At 55.4% G+C, this 25,764-nt stretch carries 17 protein-coding genes; 14 read left to right on the top strand and 3 right to left on the bottom strand.

Annotated elements, in window-relative coordinates:
- Positions 1-14: 14 nt before the first annotated feature.
- Complete coding sequence (locus FHS31_RS15255) at positions 15-1,181, top strand: polysaccharide biosynthesis/export family protein (RefSeq protein ID WP_167075098.1); 1,167 nt, start codon at positions 15-17, stop codon at positions 1,179-1,181.
- Positions 1,182-1,268: 87 nt separating this feature from the next.
- Here the strand turns inward: FHS31_RS15255 and FHS31_RS15250 are convergent, their stop codons facing one another.
- Positions 1,269-3,374 (bottom strand): glycosyltransferase, encoded by a 2,106-nt coding sequence (locus FHS31_RS15250; protein WP_167075096.1) that lies wholly within the window; start codon positions 3,372-3,374, stop codon positions 1,269-1,271.
- Between the two features lie 122 nt (positions 3,375-3,496).
- Between FHS31_RS15250 and FHS31_RS15245 the strand changes: the two genes are divergently transcribed.
- The 13 genes from FHS31_RS15245 (at position 3,497) to FHS31_RS15185 (ending at position 22,667) form a co-directional block, all read left to right on the top strand.
- Complete coding sequence (locus FHS31_RS15245; RefSeq protein ID WP_167075094.1) at positions 3,497-6,076, top strand: glycosyltransferase family 2 protein; 2,580 nt, start codon at positions 3,497-3,499, stop codon at positions 6,074-6,076.
- A 30-nt stretch (positions 6,077-6,106) separates the two neighbouring features.
- Complete coding sequence (locus tag FHS31_RS15240) at positions 6,107-8,401, top strand: glycosyltransferase family 2 protein (RefSeq protein ID WP_167075092.1); 2,295 nt, start codon at positions 6,107-6,109, stop codon at positions 8,399-8,401.
- A 314-nt stretch (positions 8,402-8,715) separates the two neighbouring features.
- The gene (locus FHS31_RS15235; RefSeq protein WP_167075090.1) at positions 8,716-9,513 is read left to right on the top strand and encodes an aldolase; all 798 of its coding nucleotides are present in this window, start codon (positions 8,716-8,718) and stop codon (positions 9,511-9,513) included.
- A 31-nt stretch (positions 9,514-9,544) separates the two neighbouring features.
- Complete coding sequence (locus FHS31_RS15230) at positions 9,545-10,522, top strand: NAD-dependent epimerase/dehydratase family protein (protein WP_167075088.1); 978 nt, start codon at positions 9,545-9,547, stop codon at positions 10,520-10,522.
- 21 nt (positions 10,523-10,543) lie between these two features.
- Complete coding sequence (rfbF, locus tag FHS31_RS15225; protein ID WP_167075086.1) at positions 10,544-11,308, top strand: glucose-1-phosphate cytidylyltransferase; 765 nt, start codon at positions 10,544-10,546, stop codon at positions 11,306-11,308.
- Positions 11,283-12,386 carry a CDP-glucose 4,6-dehydratase gene (rfbG, locus tag FHS31_RS15220; protein ID WP_208408763.1) on the top strand — a complete coding sequence of 368 codons (1,104 nt, stop codon included), beginning with the start codon at positions 11,283-11,285 and terminating at the stop codon, positions 12,384-12,386. The genes rfbF and rfbG overlap by 26 nt, the downstream gene beginning before the upstream one ends.
- Positions 12,386-13,738, top strand: coding sequence for a lipopolysaccharide biosynthesis protein RfbH (gene rfbH, locus FHS31_RS15215; protein WP_243843496.1), 1,353 nt, complete (start codon positions 12,386-12,388; stop codon positions 13,736-13,738). Before rfbG ends, rfbH begins: the two co-directional genes overlap by 1 nt.
- Before the next feature lie 3 nt (positions 13,739-13,741).
- The gene (locus FHS31_RS15210; protein WP_208408762.1) at positions 13,742-15,535 is read left to right on the top strand and encodes a thiamine pyrophosphate-binding protein; all 1,794 of its coding nucleotides are present in this window, start codon (positions 13,742-13,744) and stop codon (positions 15,533-15,535) included.
- A gap of 97 nt (positions 15,536-15,632) precedes the next feature.
- Entirely contained in the window at positions 15,633-16,103 is a 471-nt protein-coding gene (locus tag FHS31_RS15205; protein ID WP_167075084.1) for an NUDIX hydrolase, read from the top strand.
- Positions 16,104-16,116: 13 nt separating this feature from the next.
- Positions 16,117-18,660: a glycosyltransferase family 2 protein gene (locus tag FHS31_RS15200; protein ID WP_167075082.1), complete on the top strand. Its 2,544-nt coding sequence runs from the start codon at positions 16,117-16,119 to the stop codon at positions 18,658-18,660.
- A gap of 74 nt (positions 18,661-18,734) precedes the next feature.
- Positions 18,735-20,849, top strand: a complete 2,115-nt coding sequence (locus FHS31_RS15195; RefSeq protein ID WP_167075080.1) for a glycosyltransferase family 2 protein — start codon at positions 18,735-18,737, stop codon at positions 20,847-20,849.
- The gene (locus FHS31_RS15190; protein ID WP_208408761.1) at positions 20,846-21,574 is read left to right on the top strand and encodes an SDR family oxidoreductase; all 729 of its coding nucleotides are present in this window, start codon (positions 20,846-20,848) and stop codon (positions 21,572-21,574) included. The genes FHS31_RS15195 and FHS31_RS15190 overlap by 4 nt, the downstream gene beginning before the upstream one ends.
- The gene (locus tag FHS31_RS15185; RefSeq protein ID WP_167075078.1) at positions 21,558-22,667 is read left to right on the top strand and encodes a 3-dehydroquinate synthase; all 1,110 of its coding nucleotides are present in this window, start codon (positions 21,558-21,560) and stop codon (positions 22,665-22,667) included. The genes FHS31_RS15190 and FHS31_RS15185 overlap by 17 nt, the downstream gene beginning before the upstream one ends.
- A 66-nt stretch (positions 22,668-22,733) precedes the next feature.
- Here the strand turns inward: FHS31_RS15185 and FHS31_RS15180 are convergent, their stop codons facing one another.
- Both FHS31_RS15180 and FHS31_RS15175 read right to left on the bottom strand, forming a co-directional pair.
- Positions 22,734-25,094, bottom strand: a complete 2,361-nt coding sequence (locus FHS31_RS15180; RefSeq protein ID WP_167075076.1) for a glycosyltransferase — start codon at positions 25,092-25,094, stop codon at positions 22,734-22,736.
- Complete coding sequence (locus tag FHS31_RS15175) at positions 25,091-25,612, bottom strand: hypothetical protein (RefSeq protein WP_167075074.1); 522 nt, start codon at positions 25,610-25,612, stop codon at positions 25,091-25,093. The genes FHS31_RS15180 and FHS31_RS15175 overlap by 4 nt, the downstream gene beginning before the upstream one ends.
- Positions 25,613-25,764 lie beyond the last annotated feature (152 nt).

The following is a 25,764-nucleotide window of genomic DNA, read 5'->3' as shown; positions in this document are numbered from 1 at the left end:
ATTGGATGTTGAGAATGATTGAACCTGCCCGCTTCGATCGGTCGAAGCGCCGCACCCGCGTTTCGTGCGTGTCGATTTCAGTGCTTGCCTTAATGGTTCAAGGGTGCGCCACCCTTCCGGCAAGCGGTCCTACGGCCCACGCGATCACGAGCGGCGCAAAGCATGACAATCCGATCGGTTTCAAGCTCGAGGAGGTCGGGCCGTCGACGCTGGCCGATATCGCAGAGCAGCAGGTGCTCGACGACACGACGCGCCCCACGTTGCGTACATTGGCACAGGATGGCCGAAACGACCTGATCGGTCCAGGCGATGTATTGGGGATCGGCGTGTACGAGGTTGGTGTCGGTCTATTCGGCGTAAACCGCGCGGCTTCGGATACGTTCGATCCGTCTGCGCGAGGGGAAACCTTTGATCGGGTCGTGGTCGATCAGCAGGGCATGATTACGCTGCCATATGTAGGAGCCGTAAAGGCGGCCGGCCATACTACGACCGAAATCCAGGCCATGATCGTCAAGAATTTACGCGGTCTGTCTCAAAACCCGCAGGCCGTGGTTTTCGCGCGAGAGAATGTCAGCAATACGGTATATGTCAGTGGCGACGTTCATAAGGCGGGCCGAATGATGCTGACGCTGCAAAGGGAGCGTCTGCTCGACGCCATCGCTCTGGCAGGCGGCGCGGTCTATTCTTCGGAGGACACGATCGTTCGCGTCAATCGCGGCTCGCGGTCCATGGAGGAGCGGCTTGGCCGAATCGAAGCCGGATCACCCGACGATATCGTTCTCAACCCTGGCGACCGAGTTGAGTTAGTCAAACATCCGCGATCCTTCGTGATCCTGGGTGCCACGGGGAAGGTTTCGCAAATTCCGTTCGAGGTGGGCGAGACATCGCTGGCCGAAGCAATCGCCCGCGCGTCGGGCCCGTCGGATGGCCAAGCGGACCCATCGGCTATTTTCATCTTTCGGTACGTTCGGCCCGCCAACGATCCGAGCCATGAACAACCCATGATTTATCGGCTGAACATGTTGAAGCCCGCCAGCTATTTCTATGCCCAACGGTTCGCTGTCCACGATAAGGATATTATCTACTTCGCGAACGCAGCCGCAAACCAGCCTGCGAAGCTGATTTCTATCATTAACCAGTTATTCACACCGGCTGTCACTGCCAAAGTTCTGACCCAATAAACTCTGGAAATCCGACGCGGTCAGCGGATGTTTGACAGCCAGTTGGTCCACCTGCGCTACAGCAATGCCGATTGGGGTAGGCTTCCCTTAGGGCGCCCACGGATCGGCGCGGGAACCTCGGATCATATAATCCACAATCTGCGATAGCGGGGGATCCCGAAGAGCGGTGAAAGGGGGGGGGGGCTTCGCCCATTGCGGATTAACGCTAGGATCGTGCGCCATCGCGGACGGATAGAGCATGCTCAGTCCCATCCGTTCGCGATGGTCCCAGGCGATGTCGGAGCGGGTTGTGTTCTGTCCCCGGGTCGCGCTTTCGAAATGGAATAGCTCGATCGCCGGCTGATACAGAATGGCATAACCAGCACTCCGCAGTCTAAAGCATAGCTCGACGTCATTATAGGCGACAGCAAGCTCTTCGTTAAATCCGCCGATGGATTTGAACAGTTCTCTGCGGATTGAAAAAAACGCGCCAGTAACAGCCGCGGTGCGATGCTTCGTTTTGAAACGGCCGGAGGGGCCCTCTTCGGTGCGCGCTCTTTTCATAGCCTCGTGCAGCGGCAGGCCCTCGCCTTGACCGAAAACGATGCCTCCATGCTGAACCGTTTCGTCAGCATATAGCAGGCGCGCGCCGACGACCCCGACTTGAAGATCTTGCAAATCAATGCGTATCGCGTCGTCCCAGCCATCGGTGAGCATTTCGATATCGTTATTAGCAAAAACGACGATGTCCTGTGTCAGATACCGGCATGCCAAGTTGTTGGCGCGTGACCAGTTAAAAGGCTCGTCGAAATCGATCACACAAAAAGTAGGATGTCGCGCATTCGACGCGAAATACGATTTGATATCGTCTTGACAAGACCGGTTATCGACGATTACGATGTCAAGAAGATTGGGCTGCCTTGCTCTTTTTTGTATGCTATCAATCGCACATTGCAACATTCCGAGCGAATCCCTGGTCGGAATAACGACCGCTATTCTTTCAGGACCGGCATCAAATTGCGGCGCCGGTGCCGCGCGGTTACGATCTGGCACAGCAGGGTCGGGCAGTCCTCTTTCCGCAAGCTCAGGCAGCGATATGATCGTCGAGAGAATCAGCGGAATATGTAATCCCCCTGCGGAGGATGTTGTGTGCGATCGGATCACCTGATCAACCGAAGTGCGTATGAGTTCGGATAAGGCGTCCGCCCCAAATTCCTTTAGCCACAGAAAGGCTGGTCCCTCCTTGCAGTCTGCCAGAAAATATCGGTCGTGTGTCCAGTACAGGTGCGGATCGCTTCGCAGCACCGACGATGACCAGCGCTCAATTCCATGATCATGGTCCGCATAGAGCATGCCACTGTCGAAGGTCTCGACGGCAAAAGCGAGCCAAGCGAGCGCTTGCGGATCGAATGTCACACCCGCTTGCAACAGCAAAACATTGCCGCCGCGCAGATGTGCGATGTCGTCCATCTCGTCCACAAAATGGAATCGCTCGTCGATCAAAGCCTCGCTAGCGATGGGATGGGCGCTGATGTCCTGCGTCGCCAGTATCCAAGCGGTCCAACTTTCGATCTTTTGAGCCTTTAACGAGGTTAGTGTTGATTTCAGAAAAGCGGGAACCGCGCCGCGAGCGTCGATCAAAACATGGATCGTCAAATCGCGAGCAAGCGGCGCTGCGGGGACGGAATGCTCATCTCGGAACGTGGCATAGTCTTGCAAGGGAACGATACCGGCCCGCGCAATATCGAGCTCGGTCTCTTCCAGCTGGCTGAGAAGAGACGCGCGCCGATCGAGCAAGGTCTGGCGGATAGCGCCCATGGTCGCGTAGGAGAGATGTTCAGTCGCGCCGAGCGCAATCAGGCTGCGGACGATCTCCAAAGATTCAGGCTTGTTCTCAAGCGCGCGGCTGTAAGCCGCCGCCGCTTCGGCAGTACGGCTTTGCGCGCGCAATGCATTGCCGATATGAAGCCACGCATCATGATCGTTTAAAGCGATGGCTTGACGATAAGCGCCTTCGGCCGCTTCGGCTTGACCCAGTTCGCCTAAGGCGTGACCGAGCTGCATCCAAATGTGCGGCAATCGCGGTTGGTGCCCGACAATCGTTCGATAGAGATCAGCGGCCTTCCCCCACTCTCGTTCGTCTCTCGCCGCATCCGCTGCGGAAATCATCGGGCCTACGCGCACCTTGCGCCGCCAAAAAGAGAAGGACCACACGGTTCAGCGATTGCCATAAAGAGGGACGTATGGCGAGCCTTAAGTCGGGGTTAACCACTTGCGCTTCCGGCGGGGGCTGGGCATGTCGCCGCGAACGCATCGACCAAGGACCGCTTTCCGTTATGGGTTTGCTCAATCGATTCAGTAACTCGGAAAAGTCTAAGCAAGAAGGTGGGAATCGATCGGATATGTCCCCGAATGTGGCGCGTCGGTCGGTGCACCGTACCGTTGGAGATCGCGCGCGTGACGCACAGGATTGGCAGCGCGCCGTAGACGGCTATCAGGCCCATCTTCTGGCCTTCCCAGAGGATTTCGCGATTTGGGTGCAACTGGCGCATGCCCATAAGCAGAACCATCATCTAGCGGATGCGGAAGCGGCCTATCTGAAGGCGTTGGCGATCATCCCCGATGATGCCGATCTGCTTTTGAATTTGGGTCATTTCTATAAGAAATTGGGATTGCTGACGTCTTCCGCAGATTTCTATCTTCGAAGCCTGCAAATCGAGGCAAGTGATGCCGCCCGCACCGAACTAAGCTCGCCAGAATTTCGGGTGTTACGAAGAAGGGATTTTGCCGATGTATCTACCTTGCGGTTGGGGGCGACGCATATCCTTTCGCCGGCGTTGCGGTCGGCTCCGGTTGGAAGTGTCGATCAGGTCACGGGCTGGTCAGTTTCAGGTTGGGCCGTCGATCGTGATGATCCGACCCGTCCCGTAGAACTCGGTTTTTTTCGAGACGGCGATATGATCGCGAGAACGATTGCAGAATCGTTTCGCGGAGATGTTGCTGCCTTGGCGCTTGCGCCGCCCTTTTCGGGATTCGAGGTAGAGTTGCCTATCGATTTCAGCAGCGTTGACGAAGTCAAGATTAATGTTCGCTCCCTGCACACAGGTCAGGAACTTGCAGGATCGCCCATAACAATCGCTCCGCCGCATGAGATGAAGAGGTGGCTTCAGCGCAAAGCACGGATGCACGCCGCCGAACTCGCGGTGGTCAAGGCCTTTGCAATACGTGCTTGCGGCGATCTCAAGCTATCTATCGTAATGCCCGTCTACAATACGCCCTTGGATTGGCTTCGTGAAGCGCTCGACAGTGTGTTGGACCAATGGTGTGACGCTTGGGAACTGATATGTGTCGACGATGCTTCGTCCGAAGCGGAAGTTCGTGAAATGCTCACTGAGTATTCACGGCGCGATCCCCGCATCCTTTCCGTGTTTCTAGATGAAAACGTCGGGATCGCGAAAGCGACCAATGCAGGCATTGCCGTAGCGACAGGGGACTATATCGCATTCATGGATCATGATGATTATCTTGAGCCTGATGCCGTCTACAGAATGCTAGGAGCCGCCAATACCGATGGTGCCGAGTTAATCTATTCAGACGAAGCGATAACGGGTGAAAATATCAATGTCATCCGGCACGTTGCCGCCCGCTGTGCCTTTTCGCATGATTATTATCTTTCTCATCCTTATTTTGTGCACTTTGTTTGTCTGAAAAGCGCCGTAGCCCGCAGTCTGAACGGGCTCGACGAAACAATGCAAATCTCCGCTGATGTCGATTTCATTTTGCGTGCGATCGAAAAATCCGAGAAAGTGACGCACGTACCATCTGTCTTGTATCGCTGGCGCACGCATGACAGCAGTACGGGACATCAGAAGAAGAGCCTCGTCACTGCCGCTATGTTGAAGGCGTTGACGGGCCATTTGGGGCGTATGGGCTATTCGGGCGCTGCAGCAGAGGGTCCGAACTATAACACTTACAAAATCAATTTCGCGGATACCGATCAATCGACCTTGATCGTGATACCTACAAAGGATGGCTATAATCTTCTGAAGACCTGCATTGAATCAATATGGGCAACGACTGCCGGGCAAAAAGTAGACATTCTCATCATTGATCACGACTCAAAAGACCCGAAGACAAAGTCTTACCTCAATAGTCTGCGTGACAAGCTAAAGATCATTCCGTTTAGTGGGCCGTTCAACTATGCAAAGATGAACAATTACGCCGTACGCCAGGCCGGAGCGGGATACGATAACATTGTCTTTATGAACAACGATATCGAAGCGATCGAGCCGGGCTGGCTCGAACGTCTGCGCTCGTTGTGCGCGCGTGGCGACGTCGGCGTCGCTGGTGCGACCTTGCTCTACAGCGATGATACCATTCAGCATGCCGGAGTTGTCTTGGGGCTGGGCGACCTTGTGGATCATGCCCACAAATTCTTGCCTTTCCGGGTGAACGGGCAGCGCAATTTGGGCTACAACGTGATGCTCGTGTGCACCCGCGATTATACCGCGGTCACAGGTGCCTGCATGATGGTGCCAAGGAAGATCTTCGAAGCTGTCGGAGGTTTCGACGAGACGCTGGAGATCGGATATAACGATACCGATCTTTCGATGCGTATCGGATCGCTTGGCTATAAAATCCTGAATGACCCTTACGCGGTGCTCTATCATCATGAATCCGCGACGCGAGCGCGGACGAAACAAATTCACCATCCGGAGGATGGGAGGAGATTTGCTGCCCGCTGGTCCGATATGTTGATCGCGGGTGATCCATTTTACAATCCGCTGCTGATACATCTGCCCGTGGCGGACCATCGCATCGGGTCTTTGGATGATTGGTACGCGAAAGTCCGGACGCGCGAGGTCCGTCCGGTGATTGCAGATGTCGCCACCGCGCAGTGGGTGCGGCGCAATTGACAGGGTGACTCCCTAAGCTAAGGACGGGGAATGGATGAGGTCTTTGACCAAATGACAGGCGCACAGCCGGTTCTTCTCTCCATTCTGATCCCCACCTATGATCGGCCTACCTGCCTCCAATTTTTGATTGCCCGATTGCTTTCACAGATCGACGTCGAGCAAATCGGAATTGCCATTGAGATTGTGGTTAGCGACAACCAGTCGCCCGAGCCGATCGACGAAATGCTAGATGGCTGGCGCGCGCAAGGCAAAGCGATCCGCTACGTCCGTCCCGAACGGCATTTCGCATCTGCGGAGGAGAATTTCTTCTTCGGTTTGCAAGCATGTCGCGGGAACTATGTCTGGCCGATCGGGGATGATGATATTCCCGTTACGGATGCCGTACGCACCGTATTGGCGTTGGTCGAAAGGAACGCGGCCGACTTCATTCTCATGAATTCGGCACAGATCGATACGTCAGGTGAGATCATCGATGCCAAGCAGGGCAAATTCGACCATTCGTTGACCGATGTTAACATCATCGATCTTGCACAGCTATTCGGTTTGACCACGATTCTCGCGTCATTCAGTTCGGTCGTGTTTCGGCGCGAATTTATGCTGAAGATCGATATCGGGCAATATCTCGCGCAATCGCCGATCTATTCGCACGTCGCCGCTTATCTTGAGGCCTTTGCGAATGCTCGATCGATGTTCGTATCGGAGCCCCAGATTCTCCTGCGCGAAGGCACGTCTTTGGAGGCTTTCAAGCGATATGCCGAGGTTCACGCCCAAGCGACCTATTCGCCTTGGGTAAAAGGCTTGTTTCAGCTGCGCACGCATCTTTTGGCTCGCGGGGTGATCGAGCCCGATTTGCTGCTGCATACTTTGGAAGTCGATAAAATCGGACGTTTCAGGACGTTCGCTAGGTTGCTGGTGGTGTTGGGACAGCAACTCGAGCTTTGGCTGGATGATCTCTTTGCGGGAAAGATGAGCCGGGAGCGGGTTTCGGCGCAAGACTTCGCGATCTTTCGAGATGCCTTGGCTGGTGCGCCGCAGTGGGCGCTGGAAACGCTTCTCATATTCGCATCTGTCCGCAAGGCCGCAGAAACTATCGCATCGGTCGATGCGGCAGTGCGGCTTAATGGTCTTCTGCGCGTTCGCGAAAATCTGCGATCGGCAATGCAGTTCGATAATCGCGTCCGCATCAACGCACGGAGCCTTCCTGACCAGCTTGAGCAGATTGCCGGCTATCGAGTAGGTCGCTTTGGAAAGGACTATCTGGCGATCCCCGATGGGCTTGCTTTGCCGGATCCGGCGGTAGTGGATTTCACGCGACACGATCTTGGGCCACCGGACCCGCGCGTCATAGTCCGACCAACGCGCGATGCGCTTAGGGCGGCCATCGCAGAGCGAGACAGGCAAGAGGTGCCGGCAGAGGTGGGCGACTATCGACTCTTTCGACAGGATGGGCGAATTTTGGCGGTTCACAAGGAATTGTGGTTGCGGTGGAGCAGGAAGGTCAACTTCCCAGGGCTTACGGCCTCCGCTACGCCGCCTATGACCCTTGCGGCGCCGACGCTTCAATCCTTGACATCCCAAGTCCGCGAGTACAGTCGCCCCTCCGCCGCGGTCAATCACGATTTCTCCCTCCGTCTGAGATGGCTGGTGTCCGTGCAATGGTACTGCAAGCAGCATCCCGATGCGATGGGACTGGACGATGACCCTGTCATCGCGTGTGTCCGGCACCTGCAGGCGCACGAAAATTTGGATCTTTCGCCGTCACCGCTAGTCAACTTTGATTTATTTCGCCGCAATTTCGCGCAGACTACGGCCGGGGAAGAATGGAGCCATCTTAGCGCGCTGCGCGCGCTTGCCCTAGAGGGGTTGGACGCGGCGATACCCTTCTCTCTCTTGTTCGATGAGAAATGGTATTGCGCCGCTTATAGCGACGCCGCGCAGATGGTTCTCGATGGCCTCATGAGCTGCGGCTTCGAGCATTATCTGACCATCGGCCGAAGCAAGCGCACCAGCCCCGGCCCGTTCTTTGATGAGGTCTTCTATCTCGAGCGCTACGCCGATGCGGCGGACGCCTGCGATCGCGGCGAGGTTCGTACGGGTGCCGAACATTATCTATGGCGGGGCGCTGATCTTGGATATTCACCGAGTCCCAATTTTGAGGAAGAGAGGTATCTCGCCGTCAATGGCGATGTGGCCGATGCTGTCGCGCGGGGGGATGCGCGAAGCGGCTTTCTCCATTGGGTGGGCAATGGGCGGTTCGAAGGACGCTCGATCAACGAAGCGGGCGAGATTTCCGGCGTCCGCGCACAATTGGCATACGATATTTGAGTAAGCGCCTTTTTGCGCTCCGCAGCATTTGGGGACACGCTCGGACGAATAGCTATTGAATTCACGGTTAATGCAACTAGACCGATAGACGGTTATGACGAACCGATTGGCATGCTGCGGTTTTGTTTTTTAACAGCCGTTATCCGGGGGGGGTATGATGCAATAACTTTGGTAGCCTATGCGCCTGGATGAATGGTCAAGCATCATGCCAGGCATTCATGGTTCTACCTTTGTACTCGCCGACCCGACCTCGTGCTTCGCCAAGCAGTTATGCCAAGAGGCGCTAAATTTTTTGCTCGTTTAAGGAGTTTTTGATGAATAGCCGTGAACGCCAGATGCTCGAAATTCTAAAGCGCGGTCGTGACGAATTTGGCTATGTGGCGGTTAAAGCCGAATTCGAGGCCGAGGGTACGCGTGTCGATGAATTGCTTCGCCTCCTGGAAATCTGTCGTCGCGCGGATTTGAAGTTTGGCCTGAAGATTGGCGGCTGTGAAGCGATGCGCGATCTGATCGAGGCAAAGCAGATCGGCGTTGATTATATCATCGCGCCGATGGTGGAGACTCCTTACGCGCTATCCAAGTTCATTGAAGCGAAGAACAAGGTTTACAGCTGGGAAGAGCAGCCGGATACCGACTTCCTGTTCAATCTCGAGACGATCACCGCGTTCGAGCATCGCGAGGCTATGGCTGAAATCGCCAAGCAGCCCCGCGGGGCTCAGGGTTTCGTGTTCGGCCGGGTCGACTTTTCGTTGTCAGCTTCGCTGGGCCGTGACGGCATTAACGGTAAGGACGTGACGGATTACGTTCTGAAGACGGCTGAGCTGTGCGAGGAGCAGAATCTCGATCTGGTAGTTGGTGGCGGCGTGTCTTCGGATGCCATCGACTGCCTCAAACAGATCCATGAGATTAAGTTGACGCGCTTCGAGACGCGCAAGGTGATCTTCGATGGCGCCGCCGCAGACAAGGATCATCTGGCGGACGGCCTGCTGAACGCGGTTCATTTTGAACTGCTGTGGCTTCTCAACAAGCGTGATTATTATGGCGTGATCCAGGCCGAAGATGCAAAGCGTATCGAGATGCTGGAATCGCGTTGGCACGTTCTGTCGAACTGAGTTTGACGTTAACGCCGGTCGCGTGCCGAGCATGATAAAACTTTCGGCAAACCATGGGCTGGCGATCGAGCGTAAGCTTGCCGACGAATTGGCTGAAGGCGGCCGGACTGTCGTCATAACCGGCGCATCCGGCTGGCTGGGTTCGGCAACGCTGGCCATGCTCGATGCGAGCATGCCGGCGTCCTTCGTGATGGAAAAGCTGGCTGTTTTTGGATCGAGCCGGCGCGAGATTGTGCTGCCTTCCGGACGGATAATCCAGTGCAGGCCGATGATCGAAATGGTTGAAACGGCTCTGGAGCACCCTTTACTGTTTCATTACGCCTACCTCACGAAAGACAAGGTGGCAGAGATGAGCGACGAGGCGTTTATAGCCTTGAACAGCTTAATTTCTCAAACCGTCCGCACGGCGGTCGAAGTTTGGCGTGCTGATGTCTTTCTCCCATCGTCGGGAGGAGTTTATCGGCGGGACGGAGCGCTCGTCTCCAGCTACGAGGCGAGTCCTTATGGCTATCTTAAACTGGCCGACGAAGCATCCTTTCGCCAGGTCGCAGCACAAGCCGGTTCGAATTTGTATATAGGCCGCATCTTCAGTCTGGCCGGAGAATTTATTAACAAGACGTCGGTTTACGCGCTCGGTTCGATCATTGCAGCGATAGGTGATCGTGAACCGATCCGTATTCGAGCATCGCAGGGTGTGTGGCGTTCCTATTTTTACATTGGCGATGTGGTCAATCTCGCGCTTGGCTTGCTGCTGTCGGGCAAGAAAATGGGAGAGCCGTTCGATATCGCTGGCGATGAGGCGATCGAGATCGGTGATCTCGCCCGCCTGTGCAGTGAGGCGTGTGGGGACCGAGGTCATCCAATCGAGCGACCCGAGGGTGACTTTTCCGAAGGAGATCGCATGTTGGGCGATCCGGCAGCATCTTTACGTTTGATGGCAAGTTTGGGGCTGAAACCCGTGGCGTTGCGCGATCAGGTAATCGCGACGGCGCGGTACCTAATGAATTAGTCGAAGAGTGAAAGGGCTAAGATGCGCGTTGTAATCCTTGCTGGCGGTCTTGGAACCCGTCTCGGTGAAGAAACATCGGTGCGCCCAAAACCGATGGTAGAGATCGGCGGTAAGCCTATTCTGTGGCATATCATGAAGTATTATTCAACGTTTGGCCTTACTGAATTTGTCATTTGTCTCGGTTACAAGGGATATATGATCAAGGAATACTTCCTTAATTATTATGTGCATAATTCTGACATCACGATAGATGTAGCAAACAACTCCCACACCGTCCATAATAACATGGCTGAGCCGTGGAAGATCACGCTTGTCGATACAGGTGAGGACTCGCAGACGGGCGGAAGACTACGGCGCGTAAAGCCCTATTTGACCGAAGACTTCTGCATGACTTACGGCGACGGCCTGTCGACGATCGATATCGGCGCGCTGATCAATTTCCACAAATCGCACGGGAAGCTGGCGACGGTTTCGGCGGTGATCCCGCAGGCTCGTTTTGGCGCGCTCGTAGTGGAAGGGGACCAGGTGACGCGCTTCGAGGAAAAGCCTCAAGGCGGTGGCGACCATATCAATGGCGGCTTCTTCGTACTTTCACCGCAGGTGCTCGATTTGATCGACAACGACAAGACCATCTGGGAACGGGAGCCGATGGAAACGCTGGCCGCTCGCGGCGAATTGATGGCCTTTCAACACGATGGCTTCTGGCAGCCGATGGACATGCTGCGCGACAAGCTGATGTTGGAAGAATTGTGGAAGAACAATGCTGCGCCGTGGAAGCGTTTCTAAAATGACCTGCGCAATAGATCCCAACTTCTGGCGAGGTAAGAAGGTTCTCCTAACCGGCCACACCGGTTTTAAGGGGGCATGGCTGTCCTTCTGGTTGCACCAACTCGGAGCCGAAGTCACCGGCTTCTCGATTGATGTTCCGACAAGTCCGAGCTTGTTCGACAAGCTTGGTATCGCAGGCATGGTTCGGGATATCCGAGGTGATGTCCGCGACTTGGCTGCCGTCGAGGGGGCTGTGAAAGCGTCGGGCGCCGAAATCGTGCTTCATTTGGCGGCGCAATCGCTTGTGCGCCTTTCTTACGTTAAGCCGGTCGAAACCTTTGCGACAAATGTCATGGGCACGGTGCATGTGCTTGAGGCGGCCCGCCAAGCCGGCGTCGCGGAGGTCCTGATTGTCACCAGCGACAAATGCTATGAGAATCGCGAGTGGCTCTGGAGCTACCGCGAGACCGATGCGATGGGCGGCTATGATCCTTATTCGAGCAGTAAGGGCTGCGCCGAACTCGTCGCCTCGGCCTACGCGCGGGCTTATCCGGCATTTGCTGGCGCCCCCCTCATCGTATCCGCACGCGCTGGCAATGTCATCGGTGGTGGTGACTGGGCACTGGATCGTCTGATCCCCGATCTGGTCCGCGGCTTTGCGAGCGGAGCGTCAGTCGAAATCCGCAGCCCCGGGGCGGTTCGGCCTTGGCAACATGTTCTTGAACCCATCGGCGGATATCTGATGCTCGTCCAAAAGTGCGCCGAGGATCCGAGCTTTGCCGCGCAAGGTTGGAATTTCGGACCGAATTCGGAAAGCGAGCGCACCGTAAGGGATATCGCGATGCGGATGTGCGCGATTTGGAGCAAGCCCGAGGGCTGGAAGGACGTGTCTGCGTCGGGCGCGGTGCATGAGGCGCACCTGCTTAAGCTCGACAGCACCAAGGCGCGTAGCTTGCTCGGTTGGGCTCCGCGTTGGAGCCTAGAGGAGGCGCTCGACGTGACGAGCGATTATTATAAGATCGAACTTGCCGGCGGCGACTGCGCGGATTGCGCGACCCGCCAGATCGCCGACTATTGCGCTTCCGTTAGGAGTTAATGATGACCGATGTCACAAAGGCGGCTTCCGCCTGGGCCGATGCTGCTCCCCAAGAGCTGCATGACCATATTCTGGAGTTGGTCGAGGTCTATGCGGAGAAAGCGCATCGGCCCAAGCCTTTCGAGGCGGGCGTGTCCAGCGTCCCGGTCGCTGGTCGCGTTTACGGCGCTAAAGAATTGCGCCTGCTTGCCGAATCCTCGCTGGAATTCTGGCTGACGACCGGACGTTTCAACGATGCGTTTGAGAAAGGCCTGCGCGAGTACATCGGCGTCCGCCACTTGCTGACCTGCAATTCGGGCTCGTCGGCGAACCTGCTTGCTGTATCGTCATTGACGTCGCACCTTTTGAAGAAGCGTCGCCCGCTTAAGCCTGGTGACGAGGTAGTTACGTGCGCGACCGGTTTCCCAACGACGGTCAACCCACTGCTGCAGCAGGGTTTGGTTCCGGTATTCGTCGACGTCGATATCCCGACGTACAATATTAAGTCCGACCGAATCGAAGCGGCGATCACCGATAAAACGCGCGCGATCGTGATCGCCCATACCCTGGGCAATCCTTACGATCTCGGTACGGTGATGGAGATTGCCAAGAAGCACGACCTCTTCGTTATGGAAGATTGCTGTGATGCGCTCGGCGCGACGTATAATGGTCAAAAGGTCGGCACGTTCGGTGACGTCGGCACGGTGAGCTTCTATCCCGCGCATCATATCACCATGGGCGAGGGAGGTGCCGTTTTCGCCAACAACCTTCTTATCAAGCGTGCCTTCGAATCGATCCGCGATTGGGGACGTGATTGTTATTGCGCGCCAGGCATGGATAATACGTGCGGCAATCGCTTCCGTTGGAAATTGGGCGAATTGCCCGAAGGCTATGATCACAAATATACCTACTCCCATCTCGGTTATAATCTGAAGATCACCGATATGCAGGCGGCGGTGGGTCTCGCGCAGCTTGACCGCATTGATGATTTTGTCGCGGCGCGCCGCGACAACTTCAAGGCGCTCTGGTCGGCGCTCGAGCCCTATCAAAACGAGCTCATCCTGCCGGAGGCAACGCCCAATTCCGATCCGTCGTGGTTCGGCTTCCCAATCACGGTACGCAATCCAAATAAGGTGAAGCGCAATGAACTTGTGCAGTTCCTGAACGAAAAGAAGATCGGAACCAGACTTCTGTTCGGCGGTAATTTAATTAAGCAACCGTATATGCTCGAACGCAATTTCCGCGTGCATGGCGATCTTACGCAGAGCGATCGAGTGATGAACGACTGCTTCTGGATCGGCGTTTATCCGGGTATCAACGAAGAGATGGTCGACTATATGGTTTCGGCGATCGGCGAATTCCTGGGCCGGTAAGCGATGGGGATCAAATATAGCGACGTCATTTGTGATTGGCTGAAAGAGGCGGGCTATCGCAAATGCTTTTTCGTTGCCGGCGGCAACATCATGCACTCGCTGGAATCGGCCCGCCATCGGTTCGATTGCCACCCGGTTGCCCATGAAGTTGCCGCGGTCATTGCAACCGAATATTATAATGCCGTTGCTCCGTACGGCCAGAAGGCGTTCGCGTTGGTAACAGCCGGCCCCGGGCTGACCAATACGGTGACCGGCCTTGCCGGCGCATTTCTGGAAAGCCGCGAGGTGTTGTTGCTGGGCGGTCAGGTGAAGTCGGCGGATCTGGCGCGTGGAGAATTGCGCCAGCGCGGCATTCAGGAGATTGACGGCGTCACGCTCGTTTCTTCGATAACCAAGCGTTCCGTGCTGATCGATAATCCAGTCAGCCGCGCCGAATTCATGGCGCCGATCCTGGAGGGTGGCTCGGGTCGGCCGGGGCCGGTGTTTTTGGAACTCTGCCTCGATGCCCAGGGTGCACCGATCAGCGATGAGATGCGCCAGAAGCTGGAGGCCGATCCCATACCGGTCCGAGAGCCGCTACGCGGCCCTTCAGCGACTGAAATCGGTGCGCTGGAAGCGCTGGTCGCCGCCGCTGAACGACCGATCCTGCTGATCGGGGGAGGCCTTGGCTTTGATGCCCTGCGGAGCCGGATGCCGGCGCTGGAGCGCGCGGGTATTCCCATTGCCACGACGTGGAATGGCGCGGATCGTATCGATGCGTCCCATCCGCTTTACTTTGGCCGCGTCAACACTTGGGGGCAGCGCTACGCCAACATCCTGGTACAACAATCCGATCTGGTAATCGCGCTCGGGACACGCCTTGGGCTGCAGCAGACCGGCTTCAACTGGCAGCAGTTCGCGCCAGTGGGCAAGGTTGTTCAGGTCGATATCGATCCCGCTGAACTTTCCAAGGGGCATCCCCGTGTCGACTTGCCGATTGAGGCTGATGCGGCTGCTGTGTTGGACGTAGTGCTTGCTGCCGAGCCGCGCGATCACAGCGATTGGCTCGATTTCTGTCGGATGGTGAAAGCGCAACTGCCCCTTGTCGAGGCATGCAACAATACGCGCAAGGGCTTCGTCTCGCCTTTCGCGTTCGTAAGCGCGTTGAGCGAAATGACCAACGATGAAGACGTGATCGTCCCGTGCAGCAGCGGCGGAGCTTTTACTGTCGTTGAACAGGTGTTCGCCCAAAAGGGACGCCAGCACATGCCAACGAACAAAGGCTTGGCGTCCATGGGTTATGGCTTGTCTGCGGCTATCGGGGCAGCGCTTGCCTATCCCGAGCGTCGCACGATCCTGTTTGAGGGCGATGGAGGGTTTTTGCAGAACGTGCAGGAAGTCGGCACCGCTGCGGTTAACAAGTTGAATCTGAAGATTTTCATTTTCGACGATAATGGCTATGCCAGTATCCGCATGACCCAGAAAAACTACTTCGGGGGCGGTGCGTATGTCGGTTGCGATACGTCGACCGGGCTTGGCATGCCGGATTGGGAGAAATTATTCCCAGCCTATGGAGTACCGGTAATGCGCCTGCAGGCGGATTACGCGACAAGCGCGGATTTCAAGGCGCTGTTCGACGCGCCTGGCGTCGCCGCATTCTTGATCCCGATCGATTCCGAGCAGACCTATTTCCCGAAGATCATGAGCCGAGTTACAGACACGGGTGCGATGGAATCCAATCCGATCCACGCGATGAGCCCGCCGCCTGCGGAGGATGTGATCGCTCGGGTATATCGCTACATCCCCAGCCCGTATTGAGATGCGCGCCGAACTGGCATCTACCTTGGCAGACATACCAGATCCCGGACGGGGGTTGCCAGACGATGTTTTCGAATTCGCTTGTGCGATAACGCCCATGATCAATGTCGATCTGCTGATCCAACAGGATGGCAAGACGCTGATGATCTGGCGCGAGGATCCTTGGGGTGAAGGGTGGCATGTGCCGGGCGGGATCATCCGTTATGGCGAGGCTGCCGAACGACGCTTGGCCAAGGTGTCTGAGGCAGAACTGGGCGTTCCCGTGAACCCCGCCGCCGCGCCTTGCGCGTTGCTGCAACTTCACAATTCAGGCCGCGGTCATTTCATCTCGTTGGTCTATCGTTGCGAACTGAACGTCGATTCAGCGCATTTTGCAGCGATCTCTTCATCGGCACGAGGAATGAGCGGTCAGGCCCGATGGCTTAAGGGCATGCCTGAGTTCATCTACCCGGCGCATGATATCTACCGGCCTCTGATCGAGCCTGCGAACGAAGAGACATCCAGTTTCGGTCTAAACTCGGTTCTGGTTTTCTCAGACAAGATAGTTGGATACGAGAATGCCGCCTAGAAAGTCCAAAGCTTTGCCCGCAGCCGCCACATCGAACGCTGCTCTTTTGCCGAAGCTGACCATCCTTATCCCGACCTATCACCGGGCTGAATTCGCGGCCCATCTGGTTCGCCGATTGTTGGCTGAGGGCCGCGGTTATGAAGGTGAATATGAGATTCTTGTATCCGATAACTGCTCGCCAGATCTGACACGACAGGCGATCGAAACCATCGTGAACGAAGGTGGTCCGGTTCGTTATCATCGGCACGAAGAGCATATGGCGAGCGGCGAGGAAAACCTCCTCGAGGCTATTCCGTACGCCAGAGGTGATTTCATCTGGACGATGTCCGATGATGACGAACCTGTCGAAGGTGCGCTAGCAAACGTGCTGGAACTTGTTTCGACGGATAAATTCGACTTTCTTGTTCTGAATCTCGTGATGATGAAAACGGACGGATCCGTACTCAACGAACGTCTCGTCCATCCCACTGGCTTTCCGGAAGTCATGACATATACCGATATGGTACGCAATTTCGGTTATGTGACGATGTGTGCTTGTTTTTCTGCTGCCGTGTTTCGTCGATCCATGATCCCTGATCATTCATGGCGGCGATTCACATCGATCGCGCCAATCTATAGCCATACTGCCTTTTATCTGTCTTGCTTTGGTGATGCCCGCGCACATTTTGTCGAGACGCCCCTGGTTCGCTATAGATTCGAGGGAACGCCCATTTCGGCTTGGGGGACGGTCGCTAAGAGCAAGCGACAACAATTCTATTTCCCGTGGGGCAACGGTCTAGCACGTCTTTTCAAAATCTTGCGTGCCGAGAGTTGCATAGATGCCAGCTTCCTGCCGACTATCGTTGAATTGGGGGGGCATAATCAATTCAATCTTTCGATGTCGTTGCTGCAGACTTTTTGCGACCAACTGACCCGCTGGATCGAAAAGACTGATGACATCGAACAAATATCTGTCGAGGAGTTCGATGAATTTGCGGATGAGTTCGTGTCTTGTCCGCAGTATATGATAAGCTGGCTTACAGAGATGCGGTCTGTCGTTATTTTTCTTAATGCCATCTTCGAGTCGGTCGCCGGCAACCGGCTTCGCAATCACGGCGCCAAGGTCACGGTCGCCTCGATGTTGGATGCGTTTCCACGCGATATACGTTTGAAGCTTCGTCAACACTGGCTCGGCGCGATCAAAAGCAAAATCGAATCGATGAAGTTTCGATTGTCGATTGGGACCGATCGCATCGAATCCGTCGGCGGATATGAAATCTTCCGGGTGGCCGATAGTTATTATGCAGTGCCGCCGACTTCGACGCTTCGAAATGCCCGAGTTTCGCAATTCTTCGAAGCCTTGGCTCGAACGGATCCGCAAGCTGCCCGGTCTGATAGCATTGTCGGCCTAAAGGCCATTTTACGTGAGCGGGAGTTGCTGGCCCAGAGGTCAATAAGATTCTTGAATGGTATGCCCATCTCAGCCACGGTGACGACGCGGAAGATTGGAAACCGCGTGCCGAACGAAGCCTCGCGATCACTTCTCGACGATGTTCGGAGCAAAATGGTGGTCAGGAAAATCGTTGACCATCACACCGGAATATCCATCGGCGGCCATGGCGGTGAAAATCTGCTACGGTGGTCCGACGATCTTCTCAATGCAGCTTGGCAGCCGCACGGACTTATCGCGAGCGCACTCGGCGATGGGCGCGCAGCGATAGCTTTTGCTCTGTTCGAGACGGGATCGGGCGATCATATCCTAGATCAGGCCTTCCGCCACTCCGGGGACACTGTCGTGGTGAGTGTTAAAGTGAAGGCGGGGGTTCGGCATCTGATCTGGGTGCGGTTGGTCGAGATTAACGCGGACATCGGTGTGGTCTTCGATCTCGCGTCCAGGTCAGTGGTGCGAACCGTAGCGAACAACAGCCACTCGTTGTGGACGAAGGTGGAAGAGTTGGACTTGGGCTGGATCCAGGTGTCGTTCGCTGCTCGCTTTGAGACAGTGGCAGGCGATCTCACCCTTCAATTGATCCCTCTCGATTATGCAACGCGAACGAACTTTGTCGCCGAAAGCAGCCCAGCGCTGTTTGTCAAAGATCCGCAGGTATCGCGCGGTGAATTGCCGACCACTTACCGTAAGTCCAACGACGCACCAGCCGAAACCACCACCGAAACAATAAGATGGCAATTGCCCGAAGAAACATCACATAAGCGCCTGTTTCAACTTGTGATGAGCATCCCGACGATCGACAGCGGTCCGCACGAGATCGCGGTGTTCGAAACCAAGGGTGAACGTGCCGTCGTGCGCTTGCTGGCAGACGGTCCGCGCTTACTGCTGACGGGCTCATCACGAGCCGGGGCGGCAGTGTCGTCCGGCGCGAAAGGTGCAGATGTTGTTGAGCTTTTTATCCAGATCGACGATGAAAGCGCGACGCTCGCCTCTCGTGATGGATTGCTTTTCGCTTCCATTCCACGCGACGTCATAGGCCCGCTGTTGAGCTTCCGCTTAGGGGGCGCAAAGGTGGCGATGAAGACAGCGGTCGGCTTGTATTCGCTTTTTGAGATGGTGGATGCGTAAGTGCTGATCCCTTCACCGAATAAATGCGGCGCGCGTTCAATGGTAGTCAGCGGCGATACGACCAAGGAATAGAAATGCCCAGTTCGCAGCCTTTTCTTTCTATTCTGATCCCGAGCTACAATCGGGCGCGATTTGTCAAATCGCTTGTCACCAGTCTTGCACATCAAATTGAGCGCGATGATTTGGAAGGCGTAGAGATTGTTATTGCCGACAACGCATCGAATGATGATACCGCTGAAACTGTTACTAATTTGGCGGCTCGTTGGCCGTTCGTGCGTCTTTATACGCAGCCAACTCACTTCGGCTCCGCTGAAAAGAATATATTTACGGCGGTCGGCGTATGTCGCGGCAAGTATGCTTGGACTATATCCGACGATGATCACGTATCAGACAGCGGCATCAAGTTTATTATAAACTTATTGAAAACCAGAGCACCGGCTTTCGCATTGCTCAACGTATCTCTGTTTGATACGCTTGGAAACATGCGCCATTATTATTATATTCCGCAAGAAACCGGTCGACAGCTGAGTGATAATGACGATCTAACTCTGCGAGATCTCATCGAAACTATAGGCTTTCTTGGGCTGCTTACAAGTATTTCATCTGCGATATTTGAGATAGAGCCAGTCCGTGCTATTGATTTGTTATCGATAATTGAAAAGTCTGAGATATACTCACACTCAGCTGTTTATATGCAGGCGTTTGGAAGCAAAAAGACAATCTTTGTTCCACAGCCAATTGTAAACGTCTATGACGACGAGGGTCTTGCGCTAGATAAGATATCGTTTGTTAGTGCTTCCTCTGGAAAGCAGAGAATGTACTCGTGGACTATCGGACTTGCGCGCTTGATTGAGGCTTGCGACTTGGACGTCGGTAAAATCTGGGAGGTGACACCAACAAATCGGATTCTTTTGGGCGATCTTATTACATCCTATATGTGCGATCAGATAACTCTATGGCTGGACAGTCGTTTAAATGATCAAGTCTTTACTGATCGCGAAGTCGACATAGTACTTAACGCGCTAGCAGCAACAAGCTCGACAAGACTAGTTTTAACGTGGAATCGACTGCGACAAATCGGTTTATTGCTCCGCCCATTGGCGCTGCCCGCAGACAAGAGCAACGAAACCTTCTTTTCCACTATGGCAGCTCTTCCGACCGAAACGTATACCGAGTTCATTGAAACCTTGAATAACTATGCGCGCGAGACGATCGTTCAATTACGAGGTGCATTGTCGCCGGATCTCATTGGCACGATCGAAGAGGGTGAGCTCGACGGATATCGGATATCGCGGCGAGGCACGCAGTGGATAGCTGAACACGCTGCCACCGCAACCTCAGTGTCCGAACCGCTGCAGACAGGTGAACATTATCCAGATCGGCTGGTCGCAGGATCGCGGCAGGTTCTTGAGGCGCGTATCCTGGGGCTGGTAGGAAATTCCGACGCAAAGAAGCGGACGGCGAAACGCCTGCAAAAATTCGACAAGTCGGTCATGCCCCCTGCTATAGTGGCTGCTGCGGATTGGATCATCGCGCCGGAATATCTAATGCGCGCAAGCCCGGAAGCGCGTGCCGCGCGCACGGCTAATGGCGCCGAGGGGCTTATTGATTTCTGGATCGGGAACGTTCGCAACAATATCGTTCCTTCACCGCTGATTAGCCTTCCCTGGTTCAGGCATAACAACGGTCAACTCGAAAGCCGGCCCGGGCCGCCGACACTCGAAAAGGTTGTCACCATCGCGATTCCCAGCGGCCTGCCCTTCTGCCCAGTTTTCGACGAGCATTGGTATCTAGCGACCTATACCGACGCGACACATGCGCTTTCAAGCGGGGAGGTAGAAACCGGTTTCGAACATTACATGCGGTTCGGAGGTCAACGTGGTTATGACCCTTGCGCCGAATTCGATGAGGAATTCTATCTCGCCAGCCATCCCGACGCGAGGCGGGCTTGTGGCAATGGCCTGTATCGCAGTGGCGCCGAACATTATATGGCCGAAGGAGCGATGCTGGGTTATAATCCGAGCCGACAATTCAGTGAGGCGGAATACCTCGTGGTCAACGCCGATGTCGGGAACGCCGTACGCGTGGGCGTTTGGGCGAACGGCTTTCTCCACTGGCTGGCAATGGGCAAGAAGGAAGGGCGCGCGATAGCGCACGACGGGCGTACGTTTGCTCGCTCCCTCGGGTGACGGCCGACGCCATGTGCAATGTATCGAGGAATGTTTATGATTCAGTTTCGCTCGTGTTTGGGGCGAGCGGCCAGATCGGCGCTGCCTGCGCGGCGGTTCTTGAAAATGCCGCCGAGCCCGTGCTGCGTATCTCGCGATCGGGTGGAGAAGGCTGCACCAGCTATGACCCCTTTGGTCCGAATTCCCGCCCGCTGAACGCTATTGTGTCCGCCCCACTCAAAACCGTCGTCTGGGCGCAGGGCGCGAATGCTAACGACAGCTTGGAGGATTTTGACGCAGATCGTTCGCTCGAGCTGTACAAGGCGAATTGCCATTATATCGCGGTAACGCTCCACGAGCTTCTGGCCGCGGATCTGATCGCCGATGGCGCGCGGCTGTGCATCGTTAGTTCGGTGTGGCAGACCGTCGGCCGCCGTAACAAGCTATCTTACATGATGAGTAAGGCGGCGGTGCAGGGGCTAGTGCTGTCCGCCTCGCTGGATCTGGCCGAGCGGGACATAATGGTCAACGCCGTTTTGCCTGGGGCGCTCGATACGCCGATGACGCACAAGAATCTTAGCTCGGCGCAAATCGCTCAGGTTAAGGGATCAACGCCCTTTAACCGTTTGCCGCGTGTCGAGGATGTAGCGGCGACGGTGGCTTTTCTTTGTTCGCCCGCCAATACGAGCATCACAGGGCAATTCGTTGCCGTCGATCTGGGGTTTAGACATGCGCGACTTGTTTGACATCATTTCGTCCACGGGCTCGCATCCTGTCCAGATCGCAGATGGCGGGCTGCGTGAGATCATCAGCCACGTGAAGCCATCGATCATTTTGGCGGATGCGTTCTTCGCTGAAAGGTTGCGAGACGCTCCTTGTCCGACCTTATTTTTGCAAGCGCTGGAAACGACAAAAGAATTCGCGCAGCTCGGTCCGGTGATCGAGAAATGCCGCCAAGCCGGTTTGACGCGTTCAGGCATGATCCTGGCGATCGGTGGAGGGATCATCCAGGATATTTCCTGCTTCATCGCGTCTGTCTATATGCGGGGCGCACGATGGACTTATGCTCCCACCACATTGTTGGGGATGGTCGACAGCTGCATTGGCGGCAAAAGCTCGATCAACGTCGGCGATTTCAAAAACCTTATTGGCACTTTCTATCCGCCCCAGGCTGTGATCATTCCGACGGACGTGCTGGGCACGTTGCCGACTGAGCATATCGCCGCCGGTCGTTCCGAAGCCGCGAAGATCTGTTTCGCAAAAGGCAATCGTGAATTCGATCAATATCTTGCCCTGGATGGAGGTCCTATGCTGGGAGATGCTACGGCAATAACCGAGCTGAGCCTGGGATCGAAGAAATGGTTTGTTGAAACGGATGAGTTCGATCGCGGCGAGCGTCTGTTGCTGAACTTCGGTCACAGTTTCGGGCACGCGCTGGAAAGCTGCAGCGATTATGGGCTGCCCCATGGCGTGGCGGTCGGTATCGGTTGCCTCGCGGCTATCGAAATGAGCCTGCGGTTGCATGATATGAGTGCCGCCCAGGTTCGTGTCGATGCGATGACGCGTCAGCTACTCGCAATTCTTGGCAGTCTGGACGGGCTCGATGCCGAGATCGCGACGGTCAAACAGGACCGATTCTTTGCCTATTTTGATTCCGACAAAAAGCATAGTCCAACCCATTATCAGATGATCTTGGTTGGTCCCAACGGCCAGCTTCGACGGGAAAAACTTAACCGGACGAACGAGACGCGGGAAAAAATCTGGGCTGCCTTTCAAGAGGCAGGCGCACAGTTCACCGCGTCGCGTGGCTCGGAAGGAAGTCCTGCGTTTATCGCTTGATCACCGGACTACACCATCTTTCGGGGTTCCGCGGCCGATATCGATTGGCTGGGCCTCGCGATGCCTTCAGCTGATGAGCCCCTCATAATAAGATTGCGCTGATATCCAGCGCCGTTGTGGCTCCTCCTTGGGGCTTGCTCTTGTGTCTAGGTCAATGTTCATGATGAAGTCATTGATGGCTGAGGGGTTGAACATGGCATCAAGCGGCAGAACCGCGCCAAAACCCACATCCCTCACTCGCGTGGCTTGGGCGCCCATATCGAAAACGATCGGGAAAATCCTGTGGTCGAATGCGTAGTCCAGCGCATAACAGAAAGTTTCGGGCCAAAGCGACGGTAACAGCGCAAGATCCACCGGCGTTTTTTCGATGAGGTAGGGCAACTCCCGTTCCCGATATCGACCGGTTACCGTCAAATTTCGGTACAGTTGGGCGTTAAAATCGACATAGCCAAACACAGTGTATCGGATTGGTAGCCCGCGCTGGATCGCGTCCGTGCAAAGGTGTTGGACGATCGCCGAACCTTTGTGGGGGCCTATGGCGCCGATAATGCCGACCGATCGATCAAGCGATCCGGTCCTTTTTATGACCACCGGCTGCGCGTCTTTCGGTGATGCGTGCTGCTTTACGCGGAAAGGATATGGCAGATCGAACCGATCGCGGAGTCTGTTCGCCACGTCCTGATGCGGAACCATCAAGAGTTGGGCGCTCTCCATCAGTAAACGGTATGTTTCCAGCCAGTCGTCGATATCCACCACGCCGAATAGCGAGGAAGTTCTGTCCAAACATACTCTGCAATAGTCAATATCGCTATTGTTACAGAACGATCCTGACCAATCGATCAGGTTCAATCTTGGACAAACCGGGGCGTAATCATGGATCGTAAAGACACAGGCGATGTTGGCAGACTGCAGAACTCGGAGCATTTGGCGAATTTCCGGCAAGGCGCTGCCGACGAGCGAATGGATGTGCACTATGCCGATGCCGAGTGCCTCGAGAAGTTCTACCGACCGCGCTTCATCGAACCATGATATGGAAGGGAGGTTCGGGTAATCATCGCTCGTCCCGTGACAGATAGGATGCGTATTGCTGGTCTTGTCCATTGTGGACACCAGAGCGGGAACGCCGTCCGACGCGATCAAATTAGCAAGATCTTGGACATGCCGATCGACGCCGCCACCCCAGCTGTGTTGGACCATCAAAACGCCTCGGCGACCGACAGCAGTGCGAGCGAAGCGGGCAATGTCGATCGCTTCCCGTCCTGGTCTGAGCGGATCACGTCGTAAGCATTCACCCACCAGCGTTTCGTATCGGGGGTGTGCGGCAGTAAGGCGTTCGTAAGCCTTTTTCTTTCCAGCGCCGGCATCCCCACCGAAGGAGACTTCTCCCGTGTGCCTTACGAAGATGTCGAGAGCTGCCAGATTAATCCAGCCTGCATCTGCCGCACGCATGCAATAGTCGTTCTCCTCACCATATCCTTTTTTAAAAAGATCCTGGTTAAATACACCGATATCGTCGACGGCGGCCCTTCTCATATAGAAGCAAAAGCCGACACCAGTCGGTACGACTGTGCTTAGGCCATGATTGACGGTACAGGCTAATGTATCGACCGTCTCAAAGTCTATCTCAAGTTTCTGATTGTTTGATTCGCAGAAATATGGATAGCTGCAGATCGTTGCATTGTTCGACAGCGGTGTAACCGTCGCGACGGGCCCTTTTGCGTAAGCGTGGCGGCGCAGGCGATCGATCCAGTTGCCATACACGACAGTATCGGAATTCAGCAGGATGACGTCACGGTTTCCGCTCAATGCGATTCCCAAATTCGCGGTGCCGACGAACCCGAGATTGGTCGCGTTGCGAATGAGCATGATGATACCCGAGGTCGCGAGCTTTTCGAGTGCGTCTGAAAGAGCAGGATCAGGCCCGCAGTCGTCGATCACGATCAGGCGATATGGCGTGACGTTGGTACTTTGGCATACGGACTCTATGCAGGCGAGCGTATCATCAAAGCCGCGGTAGGCGGGGATAACAACGTCCACGGAGCGATCGTCATCTTGCGCGGCCAGAGGTGAACTAAGGCCTCGGACGAACCGCCCTTTCGTGGCTTCCCACTGCGACGCGGCGGGGGCAGTCGGTCGTACCGCGCGAGGGGAGCGTGACAGAATCGCACGTCGCCCCTCCCCCAGTCCATGTAGCAGAAAGTGCTGAAACGGGTTCAAGCCGGCAGCGACTATGTCGGGGTTAGCTCCCTTGTAATATCCGCTGTCGAAATGTGGCGATGGCTCGATGTCGATCTGCTGGCCCACGTCCAAATAGTGACGAGCAGCTTCCGCCCGCGTCGAGAAAACGCGCCCAACGGCCTCCTGGTAAAATTCTTGTTCGAACAGTTCGCTAGAAAGTAAAGCCTCAAAAAGGCGTTCGGCGTTCATTCCCGCGAACCGCGCTTCAGCAGCCGATACCGGAAGAAACCTGCCTTTTCTCGCAAGCGGCGGAATGAATTTTCGCACGTTTCAAGTGTTTGGCCTTGCCGCAAAATTTCCGTTTCGAGTGCTGCGACGCGCGTCTCCATCAAATGATGAATGCGCGCGATCTCAGCTTCCGTGGCTACCGAGCGCTCGCGAAACTCACGGGTTGCTTCGCCTACGGCGGTCGCCAACCGCTCACCTTGAGCGACGGACTGCTCGATCTGAATCTGGCATTGCGCCAAAGCGCGTTCTGTACCGATCATGGCATTTTTAAGCGTATCTTGGTCGAGCGCCACTTGATCGAAAAAGGCGGCAACTTTGCCTTTCAAAGCTTCCATATGCAAAACTGTGCGCGAGCGATCTTCCGAACGCCCCATTAGGGCCTGACGGATGACCGCCACATCCTCACGAAGCGCATTGATTTCGCGCTGAACCTTTGGATCACCTTCAGGCCTATCGGACGCCGAGGATTCTTCCACCATTTGGGTTCTGTCCCGGTTCAACTCAGGTCTCCACCATGGGGTGTTCACGCCGTTTCGGCATAAGGCCGATCACTTGCAGGTGGAAAGCCTGATATTGAGGTGCAGGTCGGCGCGCCGTCGAATTATCTCGACGAGTTGACATGAAAGAGGGC

Origin of the sequence: Sphingomonas vulcanisoli (assembly GCF_011761305.1) — a bacterium.
Taxonomy (GTDB): domain Bacteria; phylum Pseudomonadota; class Alphaproteobacteria; order Sphingomonadales; family Sphingomonadaceae; genus Sphingomonas_I; species Sphingomonas_I vulcanisoli.
The sequence above is the reverse complement of the archived record's forward strand: the minus strand, read 5'-3'. Positions and strand labels throughout refer to the sequence as shown.

Excerpts from the sequence above, each read along its gene's own strand:
- FHS31_RS15180 (WP_167075076.1), bottom strand. The coding sequence starts at position 25,094 with ATGAACGCCGAACGCCTTTTTGAGGCTTTACTTTCTAGCGAACTGTTC.
- FHS31_RS15175 (WP_167075074.1), bottom strand. The coding sequence starts at position 25,612 with ATGGTGGAAGAATCCTCGGCGTCCGATAGGCCTGAAGGTGATCCAAAG.
- rfbF (WP_167075086.1), top strand. The coding sequence starts at position 10,544 with ATGCGCGTTGTAATCCTTGCTGGCGGTCTTGGAACCCGTCTCGGTGAA.
- FHS31_RS15240 (WP_167075092.1), top strand. The coding sequence starts at position 6,107 with ATGGATGAGGTCTTTGACCAAATGACAGGCGCACAGCCGGTTCTTCTC.
- FHS31_RS15230 (WP_167075088.1), top strand. The coding sequence starts at position 9,545 with ATGATAAAACTTTCGGCAAACCATGGGCTGGCGATCGAGCGTAAGCTT.
- FHS31_RS15185 (WP_167075078.1), top strand. The coding sequence starts at position 21,558 with ATGCGCGACTTGTTTGACATCATTTCGTCCACGGGCTCGCATCCTGTC.
- FHS31_RS15210 (WP_208408762.1), top strand. The coding sequence starts at position 13,742 with ATGGGGATCAAATATAGCGACGTCATTTGTGATTGGCTGAAAGAGGCG.
- FHS31_RS15195 (WP_167075080.1), top strand. The coding sequence starts at position 18,735 with ATGCCCAGTTCGCAGCCTTTTCTTTCTATTCTGATCCCGAGCTACAAT.
- rfbH (WP_243843496.1), top strand. The coding sequence starts at position 12,386 with ATGATGACCGATGTCACAAAGGCGGCTTCCGCCTGGGCCGATGCTGCT.
- FHS31_RS15205 (WP_167075084.1), top strand. The coding sequence starts at position 15,633 with ATGATCAATGTCGATCTGCTGATCCAACAGGATGGCAAGACGCTGATG.
- rfbG (WP_208408763.1), top strand. The coding sequence starts at position 11,283 with ATGCTGCGCCGTGGAAGCGTTTCTAAAATGACCTGCGCAATAGATCCC.
- FHS31_RS15235 (WP_167075090.1), top strand. The coding sequence starts at position 8,716 with ATGAATAGCCGTGAACGCCAGATGCTCGAAATTCTAAAGCGCGGTCGT.
- FHS31_RS15245 (WP_167075094.1), top strand. The coding sequence starts at position 3,497 with ATGGGTTTGCTCAATCGATTCAGTAACTCGGAAAAGTCTAAGCAAGAA.
- FHS31_RS15255 (WP_167075098.1), top strand. The coding sequence starts at position 15 with ATGATTGAACCTGCCCGCTTCGATCGGTCGAAGCGCCGCACCCGCGTT.